The following is a 23,517-nucleotide window of genomic DNA, read 5'->3' as shown; positions in this document are numbered from 1 at the left end:
TCGCCCACCTCGGCTGAGGCAAGCGAGAAGCCGCTCCCTTCAGGGAGTCGAGGGGTCACGACGTCCCGTCCTTCGACCATCTGGGCTCCTTGCCCAGGTGACCAGCGTAACGGGCCGAGCCGTTCCAGCCACGTCACGGCGTGAATCGGAAAACGGCGACGGGTGCCGCCCCTCCCTTCAGCCCCGCGTCCGCCGGGTATCCGGCCGGTCATGGGGTGACCTGGGCCGTACTCCTCAGGTGAGCGGGCCGGGCGCTGTAGCGTCTGTTGACGTGTGGCTCACCTGGCGCGACGCGATGGAGCATGCGCTCTACGGCGACAACGGCTTCTACCTGCGGGAGCGACCCTCGGGGCACTTCCGGACCTCGGTCGGCGCCTCCCCCGTCTTCGCCGAGGCGGTGCTGCGCGAGCTCGTCGCGGTGGACGACGCGCTCGGTGCCCCGCCGGTGATCGACCTGGTGGACATCGGCGCGGGCGAGGGCGTCCTGGCGGCCGGCGTGCTCGCCGCCGCACCGCCCGGCCTCCGCTCCCGGTTGCGGGTGACCGGGGTGGACCTGGCCCACCGGCCCGCCCGGCTGCCGGAGGAGATCAGATGGACGGCGTCCGTGCCGGACGGGGTCCACGGGCTCGTGATCGCCAACGAGTGGCTGGACAACGTGCCCGTGGACGTCGCCGAGCAGACGGCGGACGGCCCCCGGCTGGTCCTGGTCGACCCGTCGAACGGCGCGGAACGACTCGGAGACAGGCCGCAGGACGCCGATCTGGCCTGGCTGGCCCGCTGGTGGCCGATGCGGGCGGCGGGCGAGCGGGCCGAGATCGGCAGGCCACGCGACGAGGCCTGGGCATCGGTGATCGTACGGCTGGCACGCGGGCGTGCGGTCGCGATCGACTACGCACACCCTGTGGACGACCGTCCGCCGTGCGGGACGCTGGCCGGTTACCGTGACGGGGCGGCCGTCGCGCCCCTGCCGGACGGATCGTGCGACATCACCGCGCACGTGGCCCTGGACGCCTGCGCGGCAGCCGGGGAGCGTGCCGGGGCCGCCACGACGGTTCTGACCACGCAGCGGCAGGCGCTGCGCGCCCTCGGCGTCACCGGGGTCCGCCCGCCCGTCGAGCAGGCCCGCAGCGACCCGCGCGGCTATCTCCGCGCCCTGGCCAGATCCTCCGAGGAGGCCGAGCTGATCGCCGCCGGGGGACTCGGCGGCTTCGGCTGGCTGTCCCAGACCCGGACCTGACGAGCCCGCATCCGCGAGCCGGAGCGGCAGAACGCCGGAAGCGACCAAGCCCCCTTGGCCTCGGGCGCCTTGGTCCTGGCGATGCCCAGCGCGAACGGCTTGCCGACGGCCGGCGAGCCCCACGCCGTACCGCCCGGCAGGAGTGGGCGGCATGGGCGGCCGGCAGATCCACCAGCCCCCGGCTCAGACGGGCTTGAAGGCGGATCTGGAAAGGGCCCTGTCCGATCCGGCGGATCAATGAGGCCTCCCGCCGGTCACAACGGCGACGCCGGCATCAAGCCCGAGCTCAGCGATCCCCCTGCCGGCGCGGATCCCAACCACGATCCAAAAATGTCACTTGAGTATTAGATCTTGCGTATTAAATAAGGGGATGCGCCCTGATCTAACCCTCCCTCCGAAGCTGACGGCCGGAGACCGGGTGGCGGTGGTCTCCCCCTCCTTCGCGGCGCCGGGGATGTTCCCGGCCGTGCATGAGCTGGCGATGCGGCGGCTCCGCGACGAGTTCGGGCTGGAACCCGTGGAGTATCCGACGACCCGCCGGTTGGGCGCCACGGCGCGAGATCGGGCGGCCGATCTGACGGAGGCGTTCACCGATCCGGGCATCCGCGCGGTGCTGTCCACGATCGGAGGGGACGACCAGCTCAGCGTGCTGCCCTTCCTGGATCCCGCCGTGGTCACCGCCGACCCCAAGCCGTTCGTCGGCTACAGCGACAACACCAACCTGCTCAACTGGCTGTGGAACCTCGGTGTGGCGGGCTACCACGGCGGATCGACGATGGTGCACCTCGGCCGCGGCGGCGGTCTGCACCCGGTGTCGGCCGGTTCGCTGCGGGCGGCGCTGCTGACCGGCGGGGACATGGAGCTGCATCCGGTCGAGGTGTTCAGCGAGGACGAGCTCGACTGGGGCGATCCCGCGTCGTCGGACCGCGCGGCGCCGACCCTGCCCAGCCCCGGCTGGACCTGGCACCGGCCCGACCGGGTCGTCACCGCCCCCACGTGGGGCGGCAACCTGGAGATCCTGCACTGGAACCTGGCCACGGACCGGTGGATCCGTCCGGTCGAGGACTACGCCGGGTGCGTGCTGCTGCTGGAGACCTCCGAGGAGATGCCCTCGGCCCAGGAGGTGTTCTACATGTTGCGCAACGCGGGCGAACGCGGGCTGCTCGCGCAGTTCCCGGCCGTCCTCGTCGGTACGGCCAAGGCCAGCAGCCTGATGCGCCGCACCACGCCCGAGGAGCGGGACGGCTACCGCACCGAGCAGCGCGAGGCGATCCTGCGGGCGCTGGACCACTACAGCCCCGAGGCCATGGCGGTGTTCGGCGTCGACTTCGGACACACCGATCCCCAGTGGGTCCTGCCCTACGGCGGACTGGTGACCGTGGACGGCCCCGCCCGCCGCGTCATCGCTCACTTCTGACCGGCCGTGTTTAGGTGGAACACCGTACCCGCTCCCTGGTGCTGCGCCAGACGCCCGCCTGACCCCGGGCGGGCCCGTCTCCCCTGCCATACTCCTGCAGGGGCAGACCTCCAGGGACCGGGGCGCGGCCGTCCTGCGTCGACATCGGCCGAGAGCCGGCAATCATCCTCGCCGAGTACACACGCCGGGAAGGTCGCAGACCTTCTTGGCCATCTTCTTCGCCCTGTTGGTGAGTATCTTGGTCGTGTCCTCGCCGGCCCAGTAGGAGTCGGCGGTGTAGAGGACCAAGGCGCTCCCGCGGCGGACGACGACGTACCGATCTCCGCTGGAAATGTACAGCTCGCCCTTGAGGGGCTCCTCCGTGCCCCTTTCGTAGAAGCTCCCCTTGACCAGCAGGGCCTCGTCTGCGATGTTCACCTTCTTGCCGGTGTAGCGGTGAAAGCCCCCGGCCACGATCGCCGTCTGCGGAGTCTTGGCCTTGGCGCATTTTTCCACGTCGGCGCGGAGCCTGCGGAACACGGCCCCGGCGTTCTTCGCGCTGGGATACAGCACGAGCTGCTCGGTGGCGTACGAGGGGGCGCTGGTCCCCTCGGTGATGGTCCGCATCGCGATGCGGCCATCGCGGGGCTTCTCCTTGGAGCGGCAGGGGATGAGCTCAAGCGGCTTGGTCAGCTTGTCGCTGACCGTCCACCACTCATCGGCCGCCTGATCCTCAGTGAGGGGCTTGGTCGCCTCGGCCTCGGTCAGCAGAAACCCTTTGGGGATCTTGACGGTCTCCGCCTGGGCCGTACTGGCCGCGCCGACCGCCGAGGCCACCATGACCGCCGTTGCGATGATCGATACCATCGCTCTCTTGCCCGTCATTTCGATCATGAGCTGTTAGATGCGTGATCCTGCTGAAAAGTTCTCCGGCGTCGAGACGGGCAGGGGGCACAGCGAAAGTCATTCCGTCAGGAGCTGTTAGCCGGGTAGGCACGGGCTCGGCGTGGTTGATCGCCCCCGAGGGATTCGGGGGCGATTACATGGATCAGACCCGCACGTCGAGTGAGGTGAGTCCCCGGATGATGTAGCCCGGTCCCCACGAGGGCTCGGCGGTCAGTTCCAGCTTCGGCGCCCTGCGCAGCAGCGCGCCGAACGACTCGATCAGCTCGATCCTGGCCAGCGGCGCGCCCAGGCAGAAGTGGATGCCCGCGCCGAATGAGATGTGCGGGTTGTCGACCCTGCCGACGTCCAGGCGGTCGGGGTCGGCGAACACCTCGGGGTCGCGGTTGGCCGAGCCGAACAGCAGCGCCACCTCCGTGCCGCGCGGGATGTCCACCCCGCCGACCGTGATGTCCTCAAGGACCCAGCGTTCGAACATCTGCAACGGGGTGTCCCAGCGCATCAGCTCCTCGATCGCCGTGGGGAGCAGGCCGTGGTCGGCGCGGAGCCGCTCCAGCTCGGCCGGGTTGCGGAACAGCGACCACCAGCCGTTGCCGGTGACGTTGACGGTGGCCTCGTGCCCGGCGTTGAGCAGCAGCACGCAGGTGCCGACCAGCTCCTCCTCGGTGAGCTTGTCGCCCTCGTCGGCCACCAGGGCCAGCGCGCTGATCAGGTCGTCACCGGGGTCCGCCCGGCGGGCACGGGCCAGTCCGACGAGGTAGTCGGAGAACTCCTCGGCCGCGCGCACGGCGGTGTGCTGCGCCTCGATCGAGGGATTGAGCTCGTACATCCCGCAGATGTCGGCCGACCAGGGCCGCAGCAGGTGCCGATCGGCCTCGGGCACGCCGAGCATCTCGGCGATCACGGTCACCGGGAGCGGCTCGGCCACCTCCGCGATCAGGTCTCCCCCGCCGCGCTCGGCGAACCGGTCCACCAGCTCCCCGGCGATCCGGGCGACCTTGGGGCGGAGCGCCTCGACCATGCGCGGGGTGAACGCCTTGGACACCAGCCGCCGGAGCCGGGTGTGGACCGGCGGCTCGACGTCCAGCATCCCGGCCCTGACCACCCGCCAGAACGGGTCCTGGAACCCGGGGTCGTCCGGCCTGCCGAACTCCTGGTGCGTGGCCACGTGCAGGTAGGAGCGGCCGAGCCTGCGGTCGCGCAGCAGCGCGTTGACGTCGGCGTGCCGGGCGATCAGCCACTGGCCGGTCGGCTCGAAGAAGCTGACCGGCCGCTCCCGCCTCAGCTCGTTGTAGACGTCATAGGGATGGGCGACGAATTCCGGATTCCAAGGATCAAAGCGCACGTCAACATCGTAATGTTGACTTAAGACTCAGCCTGCTTGTCCGCCTCGTAACGCTGGTGCAGCTCAACCGGCTTCTCCCCGTTGGATTTGCTGCGCAGCCGGATGTTCAGCAGCTCCACGGCGAGCGAGAACGCCATCGCGAAGTAGATGTAGCCCTTGGAGATGTGCTGCTCGAAGCCCTCGGCGATGAGTACGACCCCGATCAGCACCAGGAACGACAGGGCGAGCATCTTGATGCTCGGGTGCTTGTCCACGAAGCGGCTGATCGGGCCGGAGGCGAAGAGCATCACGACGACCGACACGACGACGGCCGCGACCATGACGCCGAGCTCGTCGACCATGCCGACCGCGGTGATCACCGAGTCGAGGGAGAACACGATGTCCAGGACCATGATCTGGAGGATCACCGAGGTGAAGGAGGAGGCGACCTTGCCGCTGGCGTGCCCCGACTTGCCCTCAAGGCTGTCGTGCATCTCGAAGACGCTCTTGGCCAGCAGGAAGAGACCACCGAAGATCAGGATCAGGTCGCGCCCCGAGATCGGCTGGCCGAAGACCTCGAACATGGGCGATGTGAGTTTCACCACCCACGACAGCGCCAGCAGCAGCGCGAGCCGGCTCAGCAGGGCGGCGAGGAGGCCCAGCTTGCGCGCCTTGTCCCGCTGTTCCGGCGGGAGCTTCCCCGCCAGGATCGAGATGAAGATGATGTTGTCGATGCCGAGCACGATCTCCAGACCGACAAGGGTGACAAACCCTATCCAGATCTCCGGGTTGGTCACCCAATCCATCATCTGCTCCTTCATCAAGCGTTACGGGGTCACTGCCTAGACGGGTGGAGACCTCCAGGAGTTCCTGAACCAGGATCACATCTGCGCATTTTGAAGACTTGCGGAGCCCGGCCGGCTGTCGGTTATAGTTCCCCTGTAGGTCATGAGTGCCAGTGACAAGCCCCGGCTCGCTGGCCGGCAACCCTCGCGTCCGCGGCGGGGTGCCCCGGGTGAGGACCTGGTCCGGCACGATGTGTGCCGGGCAAGCGCGGGCTCCACGCACCAATGCCACGGCTTGGGGTCCGATGACCTCTCAGGGAGCCTTGGCGTGTCCGCACTGACGATCTTCACCTCCGCCGCCACCACCGCCGCAGCCGTGACCGTCCCGGCGACCCGCGCCTCCGAGGACCGGCGGATCCCCGCGGTGCTCGGCTCGGACCTCGAGGTCCCGGTCAAGGGCGGCAGGCTCGTCCCCTACGCCAACCTCGACTACGCCGCCAGCGCGCCCTGTCTGGAACCGGTGAGCGCCGCCGTCGCCGCCGCGCTCCCGGCCTACTCCAGCGTCCACCGCGGCGCCGGATACGCTTCCCAGCTCACCACGGCCCGCTACGAGCAGGCCCGGCACACGGTCCGCGCCTTCGTCGGGGCCCGCCCCGACGACTCGGTGGTCTTCACCCGGAACACCACCGACGCCACCAACCTGCTGGCCCGCAGCCTGCCCGAGGGGACCACCGCCGTGGTCTTCGACACCGAGCACCACGCCTCGCTCCTGCCCTGGGCCGACGCCGTACGGCTCGCGCCCCCCGCCTTCCCCGGTGAGGCGGTCCGCGCCGCCGACGAGGCGCTGGCCGGGATCGACGGCCCCAAGCTGCTGGTGGTGACCGCCGCCTCCAACGTCACCGGCGAGCTCTGGCCGATCGCCGCCCTGGCCCACATCGCCCACCGCCACGGCGCCCGCATCCTCGTCGACGCCGCCCAGCTCGTCCCGCACCGCCGTCTCAACCTGACGGCGCTGGACCTGGACTACGTGGTCTTCTCCGGCCACAAGCTCTACGCCCCCTTCGGCACCGGCGCCCTGATCGGCCGGACGGACTGGCTGGCGGCGGCGGAGCCGTACCTGCGGGGCGGCGGCGCGGTGAAGGCCGTCAACGACGACGAGACCGAGTGGCACGTCGACCCCGAGGCCCGCCACGAGGCCGGCACCCCGAACGTCCTGGGCGCCATCGCCCTGGCCGCCGCCTGCGACGCGCTGAACGCCACCGGCTGGAGCGCCCTGCTCCGCGAGGAGGAGCGCCTCATCGGCCGTCTCCGCGCCGGGCTCGCCGCCATCGAGGGCGTCCACGAGCTCTCCCTGTGGGGCCCCGACCACCCCCGCGTCGGCATCGTCTCCTTCGTGGTGGACGGCTTCACCGCCCGTGAGGTCGCCGAGGTCCTGTCCGGCGAGTACGGCATCGGCGTGCGCGACGGCAAGTTCTGCGCCCACCCCTTCGTCCGCCACCTCCTCGGCGCCAAGGACGGCGGCTGCGACGACGTCACCGCCTCCGCCGTCCGCGCCTCCATCGGGATCGGCACCACCGAGGAGCACGTCGACCGTCTGGTCGCCGCCCTCCGGGATCTCCTCAACCGGGCCTGACGTGACAGCATGGCCGTATGACTGAGCGTCGTGCCGCAGGCCCGCCCCGGGAGATCAGCGTAGGGATCGGCGCCGGAGCGGACGCCGTGCACGGAGCGCGCGGCAAGGAGCTCGCGACCGAGGACATGGTCCTCAACATCGGGCCGCAGCATCCGTCCACGCACGGGGTGCTGCGGCTGCGGCTCACCCTGGACGGGGAGCGGATCAGCGCGGCCGAGCCGATCGTGGGCTACATGCACCGCGGCGCGGAGAAGCTTTTCGAGGTGCGCGACTACCGGCAGATCATCATGCTGGCCAACCGGCACGACTGGCTGTCGGCGTTCGCCAACGAGCTGGGCGTCGTGCTCGCGGTGGAGCGGATGCTCGGCATGGAGGTGCCCGTCCGGGCCGTCTGGATGCGCACGCTGCTGGCCGAGCTCAACCGGGTCCTCAGCCACCTGATGTTCCTCGGCTCCTACCCGCTGGAGCTCGGCGCGATCACCCCGCTCTTCTACGCGTTCCGGGAGCGCGAGACCCTCCAGGCCGTGATGGAGGAGATCTCCGGCGGGCGGATGCACTACATGTTCAACCGGGTCGGCGGCCTCAAGGAGGACGTGCCCGAGGGATGGACCGGCCGGGCCTCGCGCGCCGTCGCGGACGTGCGGCGGCGGCTGCCCGACATCGAGAACCTGATCGCCGGGAACGAGATCTTCCTGGCCCGCACGGTCGGGATAGGCGTGCTGGACCGCGAGACGATCATGCAGTACGGCGTGAGCGGCCCCATCGCCCGCGCCTCGGGGGTGGACATCGACCTGCGCAGGGACGAGCCCTACCTCGCCTACGGCGAGCTGCCGGTGCGGGTCGTGACCCGGTCGGCCGGAGACTGCCACTCCCGCTTCGAGGTGCTCCTGGAGCAGGTGAAGGTCTCCCTGGACCTGGCCGACGCCTGCCTGGAGCGGCTCCGGGAGCTGCCACAGGGGCCCGTCAACCAGCGCCTGCCCAAGGTGCTCAAGGTCCCCGAGGGCCACACCTACGCCTGGACGGAGAACCCGCTCGGTATCAACGGCTACTACCTGGTCTCCCGCGGCGAGAAGACCCCGTGGCGGCTGAAGCTCCGCTCGGCCTCCTACAACAACGTCCAGGTGCTGCGCGAGATGCTACCGGGCCATCTGCTCGCCGACATGGTGGCCATCCTCGGTTCGATGTTCTTCGTCGTGGGCGACATCGACAAGTGACCGCGCGGGCGGACCCTAGATGATTGCGGCTAAGGGGTTCAGTGGTCGTAGGCGGTCAAGGCACGTTTGACGGGCTGGCCGGTGTGGTCGTTGTGCCAGATCGCGGCGGTCAGCGTCAGGACGCGCTGCAGAACGCGAGCGATCACGCCACTGGGGGTGCGTCCGCGGTGGCGCTCCAGATCGAGCCGGCCTTTGAAAGTCTCGTTGATCGACTCGATGACCTGCCGCAATGGCTTGAGCATCGGTGCGCCTGGCCGCTCCCCCTCGCTTTCGCGGGCTGGCCGGAGCAGCCGGAGGTTCCACAGCGTGGCGTAGATCGCCAGTAGCCGTATGGCCTGCTGGAGCAGGGCCGCCGCCTTGCGCAGCCGCTTGTTGTAGCCGAGAGCCATCGGTAGGTACGGGAACAGATGCCGCAGGTGAGCGCGGGCATGACGGATCCACCGCCGCTCGGAGGTGAAGCCCAGCAGGGCCTGCAACACCGCCGGCGTGACCAGCTCCGCGTCGCTGAGCTTCGGTGCGATGCCCACCGACGGGCGCCAGGGCGCCAGCTGAGGTGATTGTTTCAGCAGGTCGCCGAATCCCACGTACAGTGCGGTGGCCAAGCTGTCGAGGTCCGGCTTCACCGATGTCTCCGTCTCCCCCAAGCTGAGGAACATGGTGCGACGTGGGGCCTGGCTATCGAGTCAGGTGATCACACTCTTCGGCGGCACTTTCGTAACTACCCAGAAGGAAGGTGTGGATAGCCGCCAGTTGGTCGCCGGAGAAGGTGGCCATCAATCGGCGGCCGCGGGCGTCGATCCCGTCGTAGAACGAAGCGATCCGTTCGAGCCCTGGGGTCGAGGCTTCGACGAGTACGCGGCGGCGGTCCTGCGGGTCGGGTTTACGCCGGACGTATCCCGCCTTCTCCAGACGGTCGAGCATGTGCGTGACCGCGCCGGTGGTACGCCCGAGCTGAGAGCTGAGTGCACCGGCGGTGCAGGCTCCGGCGCGGTTGAGTACGTGCAGGCAGAGCAGATCGGTCTGCGCGATGCCGAGATGCTGGGCGATCAGGTCGTTCAGGCGTCCCAGGGCTCCGGCGAGGTCCGTCATGGACGTAATGATCCGGTCGGGTAGTTCGTCGTTCTGGTCGTCCTGCGGTTTGACGGGCATGCGAGGTTCCATTTATCTTCGCGATTCAGATACTTAGCTATGCAGCTACTTTATCCGATGCGTTGCCTCTGCGACTCGGAGAGGCAATGGCGGCCCTGGTCCGGGTCGTTCCCCTTGGGAAGGAGTCCTGCCATGGACGGCTGGTACGTGGACGACCGCTGCATTAACTGCGATGCCGCCCGACAGCTCGCGCCAGACCTGATCGGCGAGGCCGGCGGAAGGTCGCAGATCCTGCGCCCGCCGAACGGTGAGGCGGAGACACGGCGCCTCCACGCGGCCGCCTTCGCCTGCCCCACACGCTCGATCCGCCCGGCGTCCGGGCCGCCGAACCAAGCACTCGACCCTTTTCCGATGGCCTTGGACAACGGCGTACTGATGTGCGGGCACAACTCCCGACACACCGCCGGGGCCAACTCCTACCTGCTGCTGCGGCCGTCCGGCACGGCCATGATGATCGACACACCGCGCTGGAGCCGTGAACTCGCCGAGCGTTACGCGGCATCGGGTCTGGTCACCGATGTGCTGCTCACACACCGAGACCACGCCGCACACGGCCGCCAATACGCGGACTATTTCGGCGCCCACCTGTGGATCCACGAGGGCGACCTCGACGCGGCACCGGACGCGGACCACGTGATCCGGGGCCTGGAACCTCTCGAGATCAGCGAGGGAGTCACCGCTCATCCACTGCCCGGCCACACCCGGGGCAGCGTGCTCTACCTCGCGGATGACCGGTACTGCTTCAGCGGAGACAGCTTCTACTGGTCGCGCACCACCTGTGATCTGGAAGTCGCGGAGAGTGTGACCTGGTACTCCATCGAGGAGTTGGCCGCCTCCTTGGCCAGGACGGCCGGACGGCTGCGATTCGAATGGATCCTGCCAGGCCACGGTGACCGCCAACGCCTGGCCGCCGACGAGATGTCCCGGCGGCTGCGAGCGCTGGCCGAACGCACGCGACTGCTACGGCCCGGGCCGATCGACTTCACGGCCGTCCGCTGGTGAGAGAGCGGCCCAACCGGCACAAGGCCCGCACGGCATCGGCTACAGCACCATTCCTCAATATCGGCGTACTGCCGGAGCCCGATGAGACAGTCCCCCATGGTGCTGCACGGCGAGCGGAATCGGACCGGGGGTGCTGGGCCTTCACAGCTCCGATTCCGAACACGAGAGCGTCATCCCCAAGGCCCCACGTCGGCAAGCGCGGCGGCGAGAGCCGGTCCGGTCCTGGCCTGCGGCCGCCTCGATGGTCTCTACACACGCTGACACCGCACCGACGGCGCAACAGCAACGCTAGAACTTCTCGTTACGTCGGGTTCAAGCCCACGCAGCCCACGCCTTGGAAGCAATCATCTAGCGGTCCTCCTCCGAGGAGTCCTTCGGCACCTTGCAGCAGTACTCCAGGTAGAGGGCGGCGCACACCAGCAGCACGCAGACGACGAACGAGCCTCCGGTGATGAGGAAGTCGCGGCGCGGCACGCCCTGATCCAGCAGCTCGGCGGTGTAGAGGGTGAATCCGGCGAAGATCCCGCCGAAGATCGCCCCGCCGTACGCGGAGGCCTTGGCCAGGGCCGCGAGCCGGGCCACGGCCAGCGGTTCGACGGGTTTGGTGTCGCCCCTGCGCTCGATCCGGGCCTTGGTCATCCATCCGCTGTAGATCTCGCCGACGGCCAGCAGGAGCACCGTGGGGATCGCGGTCCACGGCACGGTCGGCAGGGACGAGTAGAGGGGCTTCAGCAGTGCCCAGGTGATGATCGCGAACACGACGAGGAGACCGACGAGCACGCCGGGGCGGGTCGGTTTCAAATGGGCCTCTGCAGCGTCAGGTCGGCGCGGAGCCGTACGTAGTCCTGGTCCAGCGCGGCCAGCAGGTCGTCGACCCTGCGGCCGGACAGGACCGCGTCCGGGTCGGCCCGCGACCACGGCACCAGCACGAACGCGCGCTCGTGTGCCCGGGGGTGCGGCAGCGTCAGCTCGGGGTCGTCGGAGACGACGTCCCCCACGGTGATCAGGTCGACGTCCAGGGTGCGCGCTCCCCAGCGCTCTGTCCGGACCCGGCCGAAGGCGTTCTCCACACCTTGAGCACGATCGAGGAGCGCCCTGGGTTCCAGGATGCTGTCCGCGATCACCACCGCGTTGAGGTAGGGCCCCTGCTCGGGGCCGCCGAACGGGTCGGTCTCGTAGACCGGCGACACCGCGACGAATTCGAGGCCCGGCGCGTCGAAGAGCGAGTCGAGCGCGCCCTGCAGCGTGTCGAACCGGTCGCCCAGGTTGCTGCCGAGCGCCAGCACGACCTTCATCCCCGGCTCCGCGTGATCGTCACGACCACGTCGTCGAACGGCAGCGGGATCGGCGCGGCCGGCTTGTGCACGCTCACCTCCGCCGACAGCACCTGCTCGCGGGCCAGGCAGACATCCGCCAGGCGCTGGGCCAGGGTCTCGATCAGATTGACCGGCTCGCCCTCCACAACTTTCACCAGGTCCTGGGCCAGCTCGCCGTAGTGAACGGTCCTGGTCAGGTCGTCCCCGGCCGCCGCGGGCGCCGTGTCGAGGAAGAGCGTGGCGTCGACGACGAACTCCTGGCCGAGCTCCCGCTCGGCGGCCAGCACGCCGTGCCGCCCCCGCGCCCGCAGGCCCTTCACACTGATCCGGTCGGTCACGCGGCTTCCTCTTCCTCGTCCTCGTCGCCCTGCAGCACCGGTGAGCCGTGGTGCAGCCAGAGCCGCCACCCCGACTCCGTCCTGATGAAGGTGTTGCTCGCCACGACCTTGCCCGCGGCGAAGCTGGAGTCGCCCTCGTCCCCCGCGGTGAGGATGTTCTCCTCACAGGTGAGGATGGCCACGTCACCCAGGACCATGACGCGGACGTCGGTCAGCACGAACTGGATGTAGGGGGTGTTGGCCATGATGAGCGCCCAGGAGCGCAGCACCTCCTGGCGGCCGTTCACGATCGGCCACCCCGGATGCACGCAGCTCACCTGCTCGCCGTCGACGTCCTCGGCCCAGATCTCGGTCATCCTGTCGAGGTCGGCGTTCTCGATCGCGGTGTAGAACGCCTGGTTGACCGTCTCGACGGCGGTGGTGTCGACGCTCATGCTCTCGCTCCCTGAACTGCGGCAGCCACACGGACGGCGTCCGCGTTCGGGCGTACGTCATGCACGCGCACACACCATGCCCCCGCCTGTGCGACGAGGGCGGTCACGGCCAGCGTGGCGTCGTCACTGCGACTGAAAGGACGCGGAGCGCCGTCCGGGTCCGCGAGCAGGCGGCCCAGGAAACGCTTCCGCGAGGCCCCGATGATCATCGGATAACCCAGCTCGGCGAGCTGGTCCAGCCCCGCGAGCAGAGCCCAGTTGTGTTCGGGGTTCTTGGAGAAGCCCAAGCCCGGGTCAAGCACGATCTGATTGTCGGCCACCCCCTCGGCCAGCACGGAGGAGACCCGTTTGGAGAGCTCCTCCCGCACCTCGGTCACGACGTCGCCGTAGACCGCCCTGCTGTTCATGGCGTGGCTGTGGCCCCGCCAGTGCATCACCACGTACGGCACGCCGGACGCGGCGACGACGCGCGGCATCGCCGGATCCGCGAGGCCGCCGCTGACGTCGTTGACCAGCTTCGCCCCGGCCGCCACGGCCGCCTGGGCGACCTCGGCCCGCATGGTGTCGACGCTGACCGTGACACCCTCCCGGCTCAGCTCCCTGATGACCGGCTCGACCCTGGCCAGCTCCTCTTCGAGCGACACCCTCGCCGCCCCGGGCCTGGTGGACTCCCCGCCCACGTCGACGATGTCGGCGCCCTGCTCGACCAGCTCCAGGCCGTGCCGTACGGCCGTCACCGGGTCGAACCACTGGCCGCCGTCGGAGAACGAGTCGGGGGTCACGTTGACCACGCCCATCACCAGGCATCGGCCCTCCGCGGGCATCCCCGGCACACTCCACGTAGTCATGCGGACAAGCCTAGGCGTAGTCCACTCTTCGCCCATCTCGCGGGTCCAGCTTGTGCCATAACGAAACAGCCCGTCCATCCCGGGGCGGACGTCCGCCGATCGGGGCATCCGCCGGTCATGTTCTCCTCCGCCCAGATCCTGAAGCTCCGCCGGGCTCCGCCGCCCCCGCCCGCGACGGGCGCCGTCCGGTGACGATCCGCGCCGGCCCCGGCTGCCCGGACGCGGCGACCGTCACAGTGACCCGCCCGACCGGGCCGGCGACCGCCGAGGCGACGGGCCGACGTGGACAATCGGTGACATTTCTGGCGATCATCTCCCCGGTTGGGCCGCATCTGTCCCGGTCAACCGATCGGAGGGCATTCGGATCAGGAGTTCGGAGCATGCCGGACCTTGGCAAGTGTGGAGATATTAGCCCGAGCAAAGCGGGATTGGAGGGCTTTCGAACCGGCCCCCAAAACAGAAACCTTGCTCGGGCCGCCGTGGCGGCCCGAGCAAGGCGGGATATCTGCGGGCGAGGAGCGGGGATCAGCGGAGGATGAGCGCCATCGCTTCGGCCCGCGTCTTGTCGCTGTTGCGGAAATCACCGCGCACAGCCGAGGTGATGGTCTTGGCGCCGGGCTTGCGGACACCGCGCATGGTCATGCAGAGGTGCTCGCACTCGATGACGACGATGACCCCGCGGGGCTCCAGCACGCTCATGAGCGCGTCGGCGATCTGGGAGGTCATCCGCTCCTGCACCTGGGGGCGGCGGGCGTAGACGTCGACGAGGCGGGCGAGCTTGGACAGGCCGGTGACCTGACCCTTCTCGTTCGGGATGTAGCCGACGTGGGCGACACCGTGGAACGGCACCAGGTGGTGCTCGCAGGTCGAGTAGACCTCGATGTCGCGCACCAGCACCATCTCGTCGTGGTCGACGTCGAAGACCGTGGTCAGTACGTCTTCCGGGGACTGCCCCAGCCCGGCGAACTGCTCCGCGTAGGCACGGGCGACGCGGGCGGGGGTGTCCTGCAGACCGTCCCGGTCCGGATCCTCACCGAGCGCGATCAGGATCTCGCGGACGGCTCTCTCGATCCGGGCCGAATCGACCTGCAACGGCTTCACACTCACTCTCAGTTCCCGTCCCTGGGCACGGAGTCGACGTGGCCCGCACCCGCGGGGAGCGCGCCGTTGCCGGACTGCTCCTTCGGGGTCAGGATCGGCGGGCGGTCCGAGGGGAGCCGCTTGCCGTAGCCGGAGTAGGAGGGGCGCTTCTCCTTGACGACCACCGGCGCGAAGATCTGCAGCACCATGTCGCGGGAGAGCGTCTCCTTCTCCATGAGTTCGAGCACCAGGTTGTCGAGCACGTCGCGGTATTCGACGAGGATCTCCCAGGCCTGGTCGTGGCCGGCCTCGATCAGGCGGCGCACCTCCTCGTCGATCGTGGAGGCGATCTTCTCGGAGTAGTCGCGCTCGTGACCCATCTCACGGCCCAGGAAGACCTCGGCGTTGCCGCTGCCGAACTTCCGCGCGCCGAGCTGCTCGCTCATGCCGTACTCGGTGACCATGCGGCGGGCGATGGAGGTGGCCTTCTCGATGTCGTTGGAGGCGCCGGTGGTGGGCTCGTGGAAGACGAGCTCCTCCGCCGTACGGCCGCCCAGCAGCATCGCGAGCTGGTCCAGCATCTCCGAGCGGGTCGCCAGGAACTTGTCCTCCATCGGCAACGTCATCGTGTAACCGAGGGCGCGTCCGCGGGACAGGATCGTGATCTTGTGGACCGGGTCGGAGTTGGGCAGCGCGTGCGCGACCAGGGCGTGACCGCCCTCGTGGTACGCGATGATCTTCTTCTCCTGGTCCGACATGACGCGGGTCTTGCGCTCCGGGCCGGCCATCACGCGGTCGATGGACTCCTCGAGCATCTCCATCGTGATCAGCTTCTGGTCCGCGCGGGCGGTGAGCAGCGCGGCCTCGTTGATCACGTTCGCCAGGTCGGCGCCGGTGAAACCGGGCGTCCGGCGGGCGATGATGTCGAGCTCGACGCCTTCGGCGAACGGCTTGCCGCGGCCGTGCACCTTGAGGATGCCCTTGCGGCCCTCCAGGTCGGGGCGGTCGACGGTGACCTGGCGGTCGAAACGTCCCGGACGCAGCAGTGCCGGGTCCAGGATGTCGGGCCGGTTGGTCGCGGCGATCAGGATCACGCCGCCCTTGACGTCGAAGCCGTCCATCTCGACGAGGAGCTGGTTCAGCGTCTGCTCGCGCTCGTCGTGACCGCCGCCGAGGCCCGCGCCGCGGTGACGGCCCACCGCGTCGATCTCGTCGATGAAGATGATCGCCGGCGCGTTCGCCTTGGCCTGCTCGAACAGGTCACGGACTCGCGAGGCGCCGACACCGACGAACATCTCGACGAAGTCGGAACCGGAGATCGAGTAGAACGGCACGCCGGCCTCGCCGGCGACGGCCCTGGCGAGCAGGGTCTTGCCGGTTCCAGGCGGGCCGTAGAGGAGGACGCCCTTGGGGATCTTCGCGCCGATCGCCTGGAACTTGGCCGGGGCCTGCAGGAACTCCTTGATCTCCTGGAGCTCCTCGATGGCCTCGTCGGCGCCCGCGACGTCGGCGAAGGTGGTCTTCGGGGTGTCCTTGGTGATGAGTTTGGCCTTCGACTTGCCGAAGTTCATCACCCGGGAGCCGCCGCCCTGCATCTGGTTCATGATGAACAGGAAGATCAGCACGATGATGACGATCGGCAGGAAGCTCACCAGGAGGCCGAGGAGGAAGTTCTCCTTCGGCACGTCGACGGTGTAGCCGCCGGTGAGCTTGCCGCTGGTCGCGGCGGATTCGAGCTTGTCTGCGAGCTGGACACCCTGCCCGGTCACCCACGAGGAGTAGTAGCGCTTCTTGTCGGTCAGAGTGACCTCGATGCGCTGGTCCTTGTCGATGATCTTCGCGTTGGCGACCTTGCCCTCGTCGATCCAACTAATGATCTTCGAAGTGTCGGCCTTCTCGTAGTTGCCGTCGCCGCCCCACATCGTGGTGACGAGCAGGAGCAGCACGACGATGCCCAGGATCCACAGCAGTGGCCCACGTGTAAATCGCTTGAGATCCATCCGATGCGGAACCCCGGCGGGCCCGTCCCTTCCTGACCAAGGCCTGACACCCCGGGCGAACCCGGGGTTCGCGGTATCCCTAACCGCTCCAACTGACTCCCCAGAGACACCCCGAAAGGTCATCTCTTTGGTGTCCGAAGGTACACCGGCGTGCCGCGCAGAGTAACTGCCCGGGCGGTACCGGCTTTGCCCTACCAACGTACGTCAAGTAGCCCGGTGTTCCCCGCCGCTATGAGCAATGTCGGCCCCCTTGGGGGGCGCGCTTCGCGCAGGGCGTACTTTTCAGCCCGCTCCATACACATGCGGGGCGAGGGTCCCGATGAAGGGAAGGTTGCGATATCGCTCCGCGTAGTCGAGCCCGTAACCGATGACGAACTCATTGGGAATGTCGAAACCGATGTATTTCACATCGATCGGCACCTTGACCGCGTCCGGCTTCCGCAGCGCGGCGCAGATCTCGACCGAGGCGGGATTGCGCGACTTCAGGTTGTGCACCAGCCACGACAGGGTCAGGCCGGAGTCGATGATGTCCTCGACGACCAGCACGTGCCGGCCGGCGATGTCGGTGTCGAGGTCCTTGAGCACGCGCACGACGCCCGAGGACTTGGTGCCCGCGCCGTAGGACGAGACGGCCATCCAGTCCATCTGAACCGGCACATGCAGTGCCCTGGCCAGGTCGGCCATGACCATGACCGCCCCCTTGAGCACTCCCACGATCAGCAGGTCCTTGCCCGCGTAATCCTCGTCGATCCGGCTCGCGAGCTCCTTGATCTTTGCCTGGAGCTCTTCCTCCGGGATGAGGACCTTCGAGAGATCCTTGCCCATGTCGGCTGCGTCCACCTGGGATTTCCTTACGAGACGGGGCTTGCTGGCTGTCTGGCGAATATCAGGGTGCCATACCGCCGGACCGCTCCCACCCCCCCGGGGACCTCCACGCGCCGCTGCCCCCGCCAGTCGGTCACCAGACGGTCCACCTGAAGGATGTGGAACGCGGCGAGCGTGCCCGGCGGGGCTCCGGCCTCGATCGCCGCCCGGCGCAACACCCGCCGCCGCACCGCGGCCGGCACGTCCTCCACCTCCGGTACGGCCACCGCCACCGCCCCGATATCGCTTAGAGCGGAATCGGAGACGACCGCCCGCGCGTAGACCGCGTCGGCCCAGCCGTCGAGCGCGTCGGCGTCGTCCCGGCAGAGGGCGGCGGTCCGGGCGAGCGCCTCGGCGACCCCCGGGCCCAGCTCGTCCTCGAAGGCGGGCAGCAGCCGCTCGCGGACCCGGACCCGGGTGTAGCGGGGATCGAGGTTGTGCGGGTCGTCCCACGGCGACAGCCCGAGCGCCGCGCAGGCCGCCACGGTCGTCCGCCGGCCGAGCTCCAGCAGCGGACGCCGGTAGAGCCCCGCCCGCGCCGGCATCCCCGCCAGCGACCGCGTCCCGCTCCCCCGGGCCAGCCGGAGCAGGACGGTCTCGGCCTGGTCGTCCCTGGTGTGCCCGAGAAGCACGGCCGCCGCCCCGAGCCGCCCCGCGGCCTCCGAAAGCGCGGTGTACCTCGCCTCCCTCGCGGCCGCCTCGGGCCCTCCCGAGGTGCCGACCGAGACGCTCAGCGCCTCGGCGGGGTCGAGCCCGAAGGCGGACGCGAGCCGTACGACGTCGGCGGCCCGGTCCGGAGAGCCCTCCTGGAGACCGTGGTCGACGGTCAGCAGCCCGGCGCGGAGCCCGGCGCGGGGCGCCACGAACCCCAGCCCGGCCGCGAGCGCCAGGGAGTCGGCGCCGCCGCTGCACGCGGCCAGCACGAGATCGCCGGGCTCCAGGCCGTCCAGGGCATGCCGTACGGCACGGCGGACGTCGGCGACGGCGGGAGGCGGACCCATGCCGCCATTGTCCGGCCTCTGGTCAGCCCGCGGCGCCGTCGGCCTCGCTCCCGGTCGCAGTCTTGGTCTCGGCCTCGCTCCCGGTCGCCGTCTTGGTCTCGGTCTCGGTCTCGGTCGCCGTCTTGGTCTCGGGCTTGGTCTCGGTCGCCGTCTTGGTCTCGGGCTTGGTCTCGGTCGCCGTCTTGGTCTCGGGCTTGGTCTCGGTCTCGGGACGGGCGGTGGCGCCGTCGGTCCCGGTTCCCGGAAGACCCGCGGCGCCGTCGGCCCCGGCGCCGGGAAGGGGCGGGGCGCCGATCACCCTGGCGATCCAGCGGTCGGGGTGGGCGATCTCCTCCTGGGTCGGGAGGGTCTCCGCGGAGGTCCAGACCTTGTTGAAGCCGTCCATGCCCACCCGGTCGACGACGGTGCGGACGAAGCTGGAGCCCTGGGCGTACTGCTTCATCTTGAGGTCGACGCCGAGCAGCTTGCGGACCGTCCGGTCGAGACGGGAGCCTCCCTCACGGCGGTGGTGGAACTTGGCCCGGATGTCGGCGACCGAAGGGACCACCGAGGGGCCGACCGCATCCATGACGTAGTCGCCGTGGCCCTCGACCAGGGTCATCACCGCGGTGAGCCGGTCGAGGATCTCCTTCTGCTCGGGGGTCTGGATCGCGTCGATCAGGTTGCCCTCGCCGCCCCGGACAGCGTCGGCGACCGCGTCGGCGGCCGAGCGGAGCCGCTCCAGGAGGGTGGGCAGGTCCAGGTCGGAGGCGAGCAGGAACTCGGTCATCTGGGAGCGGATGTACTCCCGCAGCCAGGGGACACCGGTGAACTGCACCCGATGGGTCTCCTCGTGCAGGCAGACCCAGAGACGGAAGTCGCGCGGGTGGACGCCGAGCTCCTGCTCGGCGTGCACGATGTTGGGCGCGACCAGGGTGAGCCGGCCGATGGCCTCCTGGCCCGAGGGGTCGGGCGGGAGGAACAGTTCGTACTGCCCGAGGACGCGGGAGGCGAGGAAGGCCAGCACCGCGCCGACCTCGACCCCGGTGATGCGCGAGCCCACCGCGCTCACGATCGCCGGCGTCTGGTCCCTGCGCGCGGCCATCCGCTCGGTCAGCGGCTCCAGGACCACCCGGAAACCCTCGACGTTGGCCTTGATCCAGCCGGACCGGTCGACGATCGTGGCCGCTTGCGGCGCGGTCTCGGTGTCGATCCGGGTGAACTCCCGGACGTGCCCTTCGGCCTCACGGGATAGCTGTCGCAACTCCGCGACCGCCTGCCGGGCCTCCTCTCGGCTCACTTGCGGCCCGGGGCGCACCAGGCGCGTTCCGGTCGCTACGGCAAGGTCCCAGTCGATCACCTGCATACCGTCCACCGTACGCGGTCTCCTTCCCGGCCGCGCGCCCCGAGCCCGCGGTCAGCTCCCGGCCACCGTGGCGGCGAGTCTGTCGAGGGCCGCCTCCGCGTTCCTGCCCGGGGGGATGTCGTCCGCCATGAAGGCGAAAGTCACCAGCCGGCCGTCCCTGGTGGTGGTCATACCCGCCAGCGTGCTGACCCCGTTGAGGGTGCCGGTCTTGGCGCGGATCAGCCCGTAGGCGGAGTGGATCTTGCCGAACCGGTGGCCGAGGGTGCCGCTGAACCCGGAGATGGGCATGCCGCTGACGATCGGGTGCAGGCGGGGATTCGCCGGGGAGGCCGCCACCGCGATCAGGCGGGCCAGGCCCATGGGAGTGATGCGGTTCTTGGGCGACAACCCGCTGCCGTCGAAGACCCGCACGCCCTCGTCCGCCTTCAGCCGGACCAGCACCTGGTGGACAGCCGCAGCCGCTCCGTCGAAGGAGACGGGCCTGCCCTCCTTGATCGCCACCTGCCTGGCCAGGGCCTCCGACAGGTCGTTGTCGCTCATCGTCAGCGCCCGCTCGACCAGCGCGTAGACCGGGGCGGAGTCGACCCGGGCGATCTCCTGGGCGCCGGCCGGGGCCTTGACCCGGCGGGCGGACCTGGAGACCGCGATGCCCTGCTTCGACAGCATCGAGACGAACGCGCCGTGTGCCGTGCGGGAGGGGTCGGCGACCCGCTGGCGGACGCCCGGCGCGACCCTGCCCTCGTCGACCATGAGCGCCGTGACGGGAGCGGCCTCGCCGTCGGGCACGTAGTTGGGCTTCCACACCGGGGAGATGGTCGGCCCGGTGTAGAGACCGTCGTCGTAGGCCACCGTCACCTTGGTGGTCCCGGCGGCCTTCAGAGCCCTGGCCGTCCGCAGGGCGAGGGAGGCGAGCGAGGCCGGCTGGGGGTAGACGGGGACCGCGGACGGCTTACGGGCCGTCAGGGTGGGGTCGCCGCCGCCGACCAGGACGATCGAAGCGGGCGAGGAGCCTCGGACCACGCGGGTGCTCAACCGGGCGTCAGGCCCCAGCGAGGCCAGCGAGGCGACCGCGGTGACCAGCTTGGTGGTGGATGCCGGGGTGACGCCGCCGTCGGCTCCGCTGCCGAACAACGTGGCGCCGGTCTCGGCGTCGAGGATCGCGGCGCCGACGTGCCCGCCCAGTGCGGGGTCCCCCAGCGCCTCGGTGAGCCGCCCCGCCAAAGTACTCTTGGCCGGGAGAGGTCCGTTCCCCCCCGCGGCCAGCACCGGACTCGCGGTGATGACCGGGACGGGAGGCGGCTCCACCGGAGCGGCCGATCCGGTCGCCTTCTCGACCAGCAGACCGCTGGTCAGCAGGTGGGCGCCGGCCGCGACGACGAAAAGCTGCAGCAAGACGAGAGTGACCAAGGCCACCCACCGCTCGCGCCGCATGACGTCGCCGACCTCTCATCAATCGGTATCCAACAGGTATTAACGCTTACGAGACACTAATGCCCAGCCGGGGGTGCCCGGGGGGGCTTGAGCGGAGGAAAAGCGGTGGAGTTCGACGTTCTCGTTGAGATTCCCAAGGGGCAACGGAACAAGTATGAGGTGGACCACGAGTCCGGGCGGATCAGGCTCGACCGGATGCTCTTCACCTCCACGCAGTACCCCGCCGACTACGGCTTCATCGAGAACACCCTCGGCGAGGACGGCGACCCCCTCGACGCCCTGGTGCTGCTCCAGGAGCCGACCTTCCCCGGCTGCCTGATCAAGTGCCGCGCGGTCGGCATGTTCCGCATGACCGATGAGAAGGGTGGCGACGACAAGGTCCTGTGCGTTCCCGCCACGGACCCCCGGATGGAGCACATCCGCGACATCCACCACGTGCCGGAGTTCGACCGTCTCGAGATCCAGCACTTCTTCGAGGTCTACAAGGACCTGGAGCCCGGCAAGTCCGTCGAGGGCGCCAACTGGGTCGGCCGGGTCGAGGCCGAGGAGGAGATCGTCCGCTCCATCAGGCGCGAGAAGGACCACAAGCACTGATCGTCAGTCCGGACGGGTCGCGCCGATGAGGTCCCTGCGCCATATCGGCGCGACCCGAACCACGTCCCCGGTCTGCGGGGCGTGCACCATCAGGCCCCTGCCGATGTAGATCCCCACGTGGGAGATGTCGCCTGGATCGCGGGTGATCCGCCCGAAGAACAGCAGGTCGCCCCGGCGGACCTGGCTGAGCTGGACGTGCCGCCCCGAGGTCCACTGGGTGCCCGTCCAGTGGTCGAGCCTGATCCCGGCCCGCGCCCACGCCTGCATGGTCAGCCCTGAGCAGTCGTAGCTGCCGGGCCCCGTGGCCGCCCACAGGTAGGGCTTGTCGAGCTGGGTGAGCGCCCAGTCGGCGGCGATGTCGCCCCGCGCGGCCTGCCAGGTCGTGTTCAGCGGCCAGGTCGGCACCGTCCCCCTGGCCGCCACGAACCGCGCTCTGTTCCGTGCCACCGCCGCGCTCCGGCGCTTGCCCTGCCGGGCGCGCTGCTTGGCGACCCTGGACCACTTGAGCACGGCCACCCGCTTGCCGGCGAGCCGTTCGGCGACGATCGTCTCCGCCTTCGCCTGCCTGTCCAGCCGCGCCCTGTCGGCTTCGATCCGCCGGGTCTCGGCGACCTGCCTGACCACGGCCTCCTCGGCCGCCTTCTTCGCCGCAGCCGCTCGTTCCGCCGCCTTCCGCCGCTCATACCAGGCGGCCTCCGCCACAGCGGCCTCCACCCGGCCGTTCTCCGTCTCGGCGGCCCCCTGCTGAACGGCCTCCGCCTCGGCGGTCCCCGTCCGGACGGCCTCCGGCTCGGCAGTCCCCGTCCGGACGGCCTCCGCCTCAGTGGTCCCCTGCTGAACGGCCTCCATCCCAGCGGCCCCTTGCTGAACGGCCTCCGCCTCGGCGGTCCCCGTCCGGACGGCCTCCGTCGCAGCGGCCTCCGTCTGGGTCTTGAGGGCGGTCGCAGCCTCCTGCGCGGGGATCGCGACCGACCCGCCGTCACCCTGGCGGGGGATCATGACCGCCCCACCTCCCTGGGGATGGTTCCAGAGCGTCCCGCCGTCTCCCCGGACAGGGGTCACAGCCGCCGCCTGGCGGACCTTCTCCGCCCTGCCGGCCCCGGCCCGTTCCCTCGCCTCCCGGAGGAGCTCCTCGGCCCGGGCCGCCTTGGCGCGCTCGCCCTCGTAGATCTCGACCAGCTTCCTGGCCCGGCCGCTCAGCGCGCCGAGTTCAGCCTGGGCCCTCGCCAGCAGGGCCGTGGTCTCACCGAGCTGTTTACTCCGTTCACCGGCCTTGGACCGGGCCCTGGCGACCTCCTCGGCGGATGGCCCCACCCTGTCCCGCATGGCGACGGCCGGGACGGCCGCGCACGTGATCAGGCAGCAGGTCAGGCCCGCCACCATCACGCCGGCGCGACAGCACCTCTCGACGGACTGCATGCGCCCACCTCCTGAATCGCCGTGTATCGCTACATGTCGTTCCGTGACAATGATCTAGCTCAAGATTCCCCTTAGTCACTCTTCGCACACATGCAACTCACGCAACGTAATCAATACCGGCGGGAAATGCTCTTGGTCATGCCGCCACCGCCGGCCCCAAGGGCGCGCCGGGCGGCCGTCCGGCGGGTTCGGCCATCGGCCTCT

General features: G+C 69.7%; 22 protein-coding genes, 1 pseudogene and 1 riboswitch. Of the genes and pseudogenes, 6 read left to right on the top strand and 17 right to left on the bottom strand.

Annotated features, from left to right (window positions below; translation table 11 throughout):
- The first annotated feature begins 271 nt into the window (after positions 1-271).
- Positions 272-1,237, top strand: coding sequence for an SAM-dependent methyltransferase (locus CA984_RS03185; protein ID WP_086567834.1), 966 nt, complete (start codon positions 272-274; stop codon positions 1,235-1,237).
- 370 nt (positions 1,238-1,607) lie between these two features.
- Positions 1,608-2,654, top strand: a complete 1,047-nt coding sequence (locus CA984_RS03180) for a S66 peptidase family protein (RefSeq protein ID WP_086567832.1) — start codon at positions 1,608-1,610, stop codon at positions 2,652-2,654.
- Positions 2,655-2,816: 162 nt separating this feature from the next.
- Here the strand turns inward: CA984_RS03180 and CA984_RS03175 are convergent, their stop codons facing one another.
- The 3 genes from CA984_RS03175 to CA984_RS03165 all read right to left on the bottom strand — a co-directional run bounded on the left by CA984_RS03175 (position 2,817) and on the right by CA984_RS03165 (position 5,669).
- Positions 2,817-3,500, bottom strand: coding sequence for a hypothetical protein (locus CA984_RS03175; protein ID WP_133061518.1), 684 nt, complete (start codon positions 3,498-3,500; stop codon positions 2,817-2,819).
- Positions 3,501-3,681: 181 nt separating this feature from the next.
- Positions 3,682-4,881, bottom strand: a complete 1,200-nt coding sequence (locus CA984_RS03170; protein WP_086567828.1) for a cytochrome P450 — start codon at positions 4,879-4,881, stop codon at positions 3,682-3,684.
- A gap of 20 nt (positions 4,882-4,901) precedes the next feature.
- Entirely contained in the window at positions 4,902-5,669 is a 768-nt protein-coding gene (locus tag CA984_RS03165) for a TerC family protein (RefSeq protein ID WP_242675700.1), read from the bottom strand.
- 135 nt (positions 5,670-5,804) lie between these two features.
- A riboswitch (SAM riboswitch) is annotated at positions 5,805-5,920 on the top strand.
- A gap of 53 nt (positions 5,921-5,973) precedes the next feature.
- Here CA984_RS03165 and CA984_RS03160 point away from each other — a divergent pair.
- Positions 5,974-7,278: an aminotransferase class V-fold PLP-dependent enzyme gene (locus CA984_RS03160; RefSeq protein ID WP_086567826.1), complete on the top strand. Its 1,305-nt coding sequence runs from the start codon at positions 5,974-5,976 to the stop codon at positions 7,276-7,278.
- A 17-nt stretch (positions 7,279-7,295) separates the two neighbouring features.
- Positions 7,296-8,492 carry an NADH-quinone oxidoreductase subunit D gene (locus CA984_RS03155; protein ID WP_086567824.1) on the top strand — a complete coding sequence of 399 codons (1,197 nt, stop codon included), beginning with the start codon at positions 7,296-7,298 and terminating at the stop codon, positions 8,490-8,492.
- A gap of 38 nt (positions 8,493-8,530) precedes the next feature.
- Here CA984_RS03155 and CA984_RS03150 read toward each other — a convergent pair whose 3' ends face one another.
- Together CA984_RS03150 and CA984_RS03145 are read right to left on the bottom strand one after the other, a co-directional pair.
- Positions 8,531-9,115, bottom strand: coding sequence for a hypothetical protein (locus tag CA984_RS03150; RefSeq protein ID WP_086567821.1), 585 nt, complete (start codon positions 9,113-9,115; stop codon positions 8,531-8,533).
- A gap of 52 nt (positions 9,116-9,167) precedes the next feature.
- Positions 9,168-9,641 (bottom strand): MarR family winged helix-turn-helix transcriptional regulator, encoded by a 474-nt coding sequence (locus CA984_RS03145; protein ID WP_165781078.1) that lies wholly within the window; start codon positions 9,639-9,641, stop codon positions 9,168-9,170.
- A gap of 132 nt (positions 9,642-9,773) precedes the next feature.
- Here CA984_RS03145 and CA984_RS03140 point away from each other — a divergent pair, with 132 nt between their 5' ends.
- Positions 9,774-10,643 (top strand): 4Fe-4S domain-containing protein, encoded by an 870-nt coding sequence (locus CA984_RS03140; protein ID WP_086567816.1) that lies wholly within the window; start codon positions 9,774-9,776, stop codon positions 10,641-10,643.
- A 348-nt stretch (positions 10,644-10,991) separates the two neighbouring features.
- On the opposite strand, the gene CA984_RS03135 is transcribed toward CA984_RS03140, so the two are convergent.
- The 11 genes and pseudogenes from CA984_RS03135 to dacB all read right to left on the bottom strand — a co-directional run bounded on the left by CA984_RS03135 (position 10,992) and on the right by dacB (position 21,282).
- Positions 10,992-11,444 carry a DUF3180 domain-containing protein gene (locus tag CA984_RS03135; RefSeq protein ID WP_086567814.1) on the bottom strand — a complete coding sequence of 151 codons (453 nt, stop codon included), beginning with the start codon at positions 11,442-11,444 and terminating at the stop codon, positions 10,992-10,994.
- Positions 11,441-11,938, bottom strand: coding sequence for a 2-amino-4-hydroxy-6-hydroxymethyldihydropteridine diphosphokinase (gene folK / locus CA984_RS03130; RefSeq protein WP_086567812.1), 498 nt, complete (start codon positions 11,936-11,938; stop codon positions 11,441-11,443). The genes CA984_RS03135 and folK overlap by 4 nt, the downstream gene beginning before the upstream one ends.
- Complete coding sequence (gene folB, locus CA984_RS03125) at positions 11,935-12,297, bottom strand: dihydroneopterin aldolase (RefSeq protein WP_031158037.1); 363 nt, start codon at positions 12,295-12,297, stop codon at positions 11,935-11,937. Before folB ends, folK begins: the two co-directional genes overlap by 4 nt.
- Positions 12,294-12,731, bottom strand: a complete 438-nt coding sequence (locus tag CA984_RS03120; protein ID WP_012895518.1) for a nuclear transport factor 2 family protein — start codon at positions 12,729-12,731, stop codon at positions 12,294-12,296. The genes folB and CA984_RS03120 overlap by 4 nt, the downstream gene beginning before the upstream one ends.
- On the bottom strand, positions 12,728-13,579 hold the full coding sequence (gene folP, locus CA984_RS03115; protein WP_086567809.1) for a dihydropteroate synthase: 852 nt from the start codon (positions 13,577-13,579) through the stop codon (positions 12,728-12,730). The genes CA984_RS03120 and folP overlap by 4 nt, the downstream gene beginning before the upstream one ends.
- Positions 13,580-14,104: 525 nt before the next feature.
- Entirely contained in the window at positions 14,105-14,671 is a 567-nt protein-coding gene (gene folE, locus CA984_RS03110; RefSeq protein WP_386448548.1) for a GTP cyclohydrolase I FolE, read from the bottom strand.
- A gap of 17 nt (positions 14,672-14,688) precedes the next feature.
- Positions 14,689-16,659 (bottom strand): ATP-dependent zinc metalloprotease FtsH, encoded by a 1,971-nt coding sequence (gene ftsH / locus CA984_RS03105; protein WP_031158043.1) that lies wholly within the window; start codon positions 16,657-16,659, stop codon positions 14,689-14,691.
- A gap of 282 nt (positions 16,660-16,941) precedes the next feature.
- Positions 16,942-17,499 (bottom strand): hypoxanthine phosphoribosyltransferase, encoded by a 558-nt coding sequence (gene hpt, locus CA984_RS03100; RefSeq protein ID WP_218919784.1) that lies wholly within the window; start codon positions 17,497-17,499, stop codon positions 16,942-16,944.
- An 11-nt stretch (positions 17,500-17,510) separates the two neighbouring features.
- Positions 17,511-18,524 carry a tRNA lysidine(34) synthetase TilS gene (tilS, locus tag CA984_RS03095; protein ID WP_086567806.1) on the bottom strand — a complete coding sequence of 338 codons (1,014 nt, stop codon included), beginning with the start codon at positions 18,522-18,524 and terminating at the stop codon, positions 17,511-17,513.
- A 274-nt stretch (positions 18,525-18,798) separates the two neighbouring features.
- Positions 18,799-19,869: pseudogene (locus tag CA984_RS03085) on the bottom strand (zinc-dependent metalloprotease); the annotation flags it as partial.
- A gap of 51 nt (positions 19,870-19,920) precedes the next feature.
- On the bottom strand, positions 19,921-21,282 hold the full coding sequence (dacB, locus tag CA984_RS03080; protein ID WP_242675706.1) for a D-alanyl-D-alanine carboxypeptidase/D-alanyl-D-alanine endopeptidase: 1,362 nt from the start codon (positions 21,280-21,282) through the stop codon (positions 19,921-19,923).
- 123 nt (positions 21,283-21,405) lie between these two features.
- On the opposite strand from dacB, the gene CA984_RS03075 reads away from it, so the two are divergent.
- Positions 21,406-21,894 (top strand): inorganic diphosphatase, encoded by a 489-nt coding sequence (locus CA984_RS03075; protein ID WP_086567801.1) that lies wholly within the window; start codon positions 21,406-21,408, stop codon positions 21,892-21,894.
- 3 nt (positions 21,895-21,897) lie between these two features.
- Here CA984_RS03075 and CA984_RS47645 read toward each other — a convergent pair whose 3' ends face one another.
- On the bottom strand, positions 21,898-23,313 hold the full coding sequence (locus CA984_RS47645; protein WP_086567799.1) for a C40 family peptidase: 1,416 nt from the start codon (positions 23,311-23,313) through the stop codon (positions 21,898-21,900).
- Positions 23,314-23,517: the final 204 nt, after the last annotated feature.

This window comes from Streptosporangium minutum, from assembly GCF_002149035.1.
Lineage (GTDB): Bacteria > Actinomycetota > Actinomycetes > Streptosporangiales > Streptosporangiaceae > Streptosporangium > Streptosporangium minutum.
Note: the sequence above shows the minus strand (reverse complement) of the source record. Positions and strands in the feature narration are given on the sequence as shown.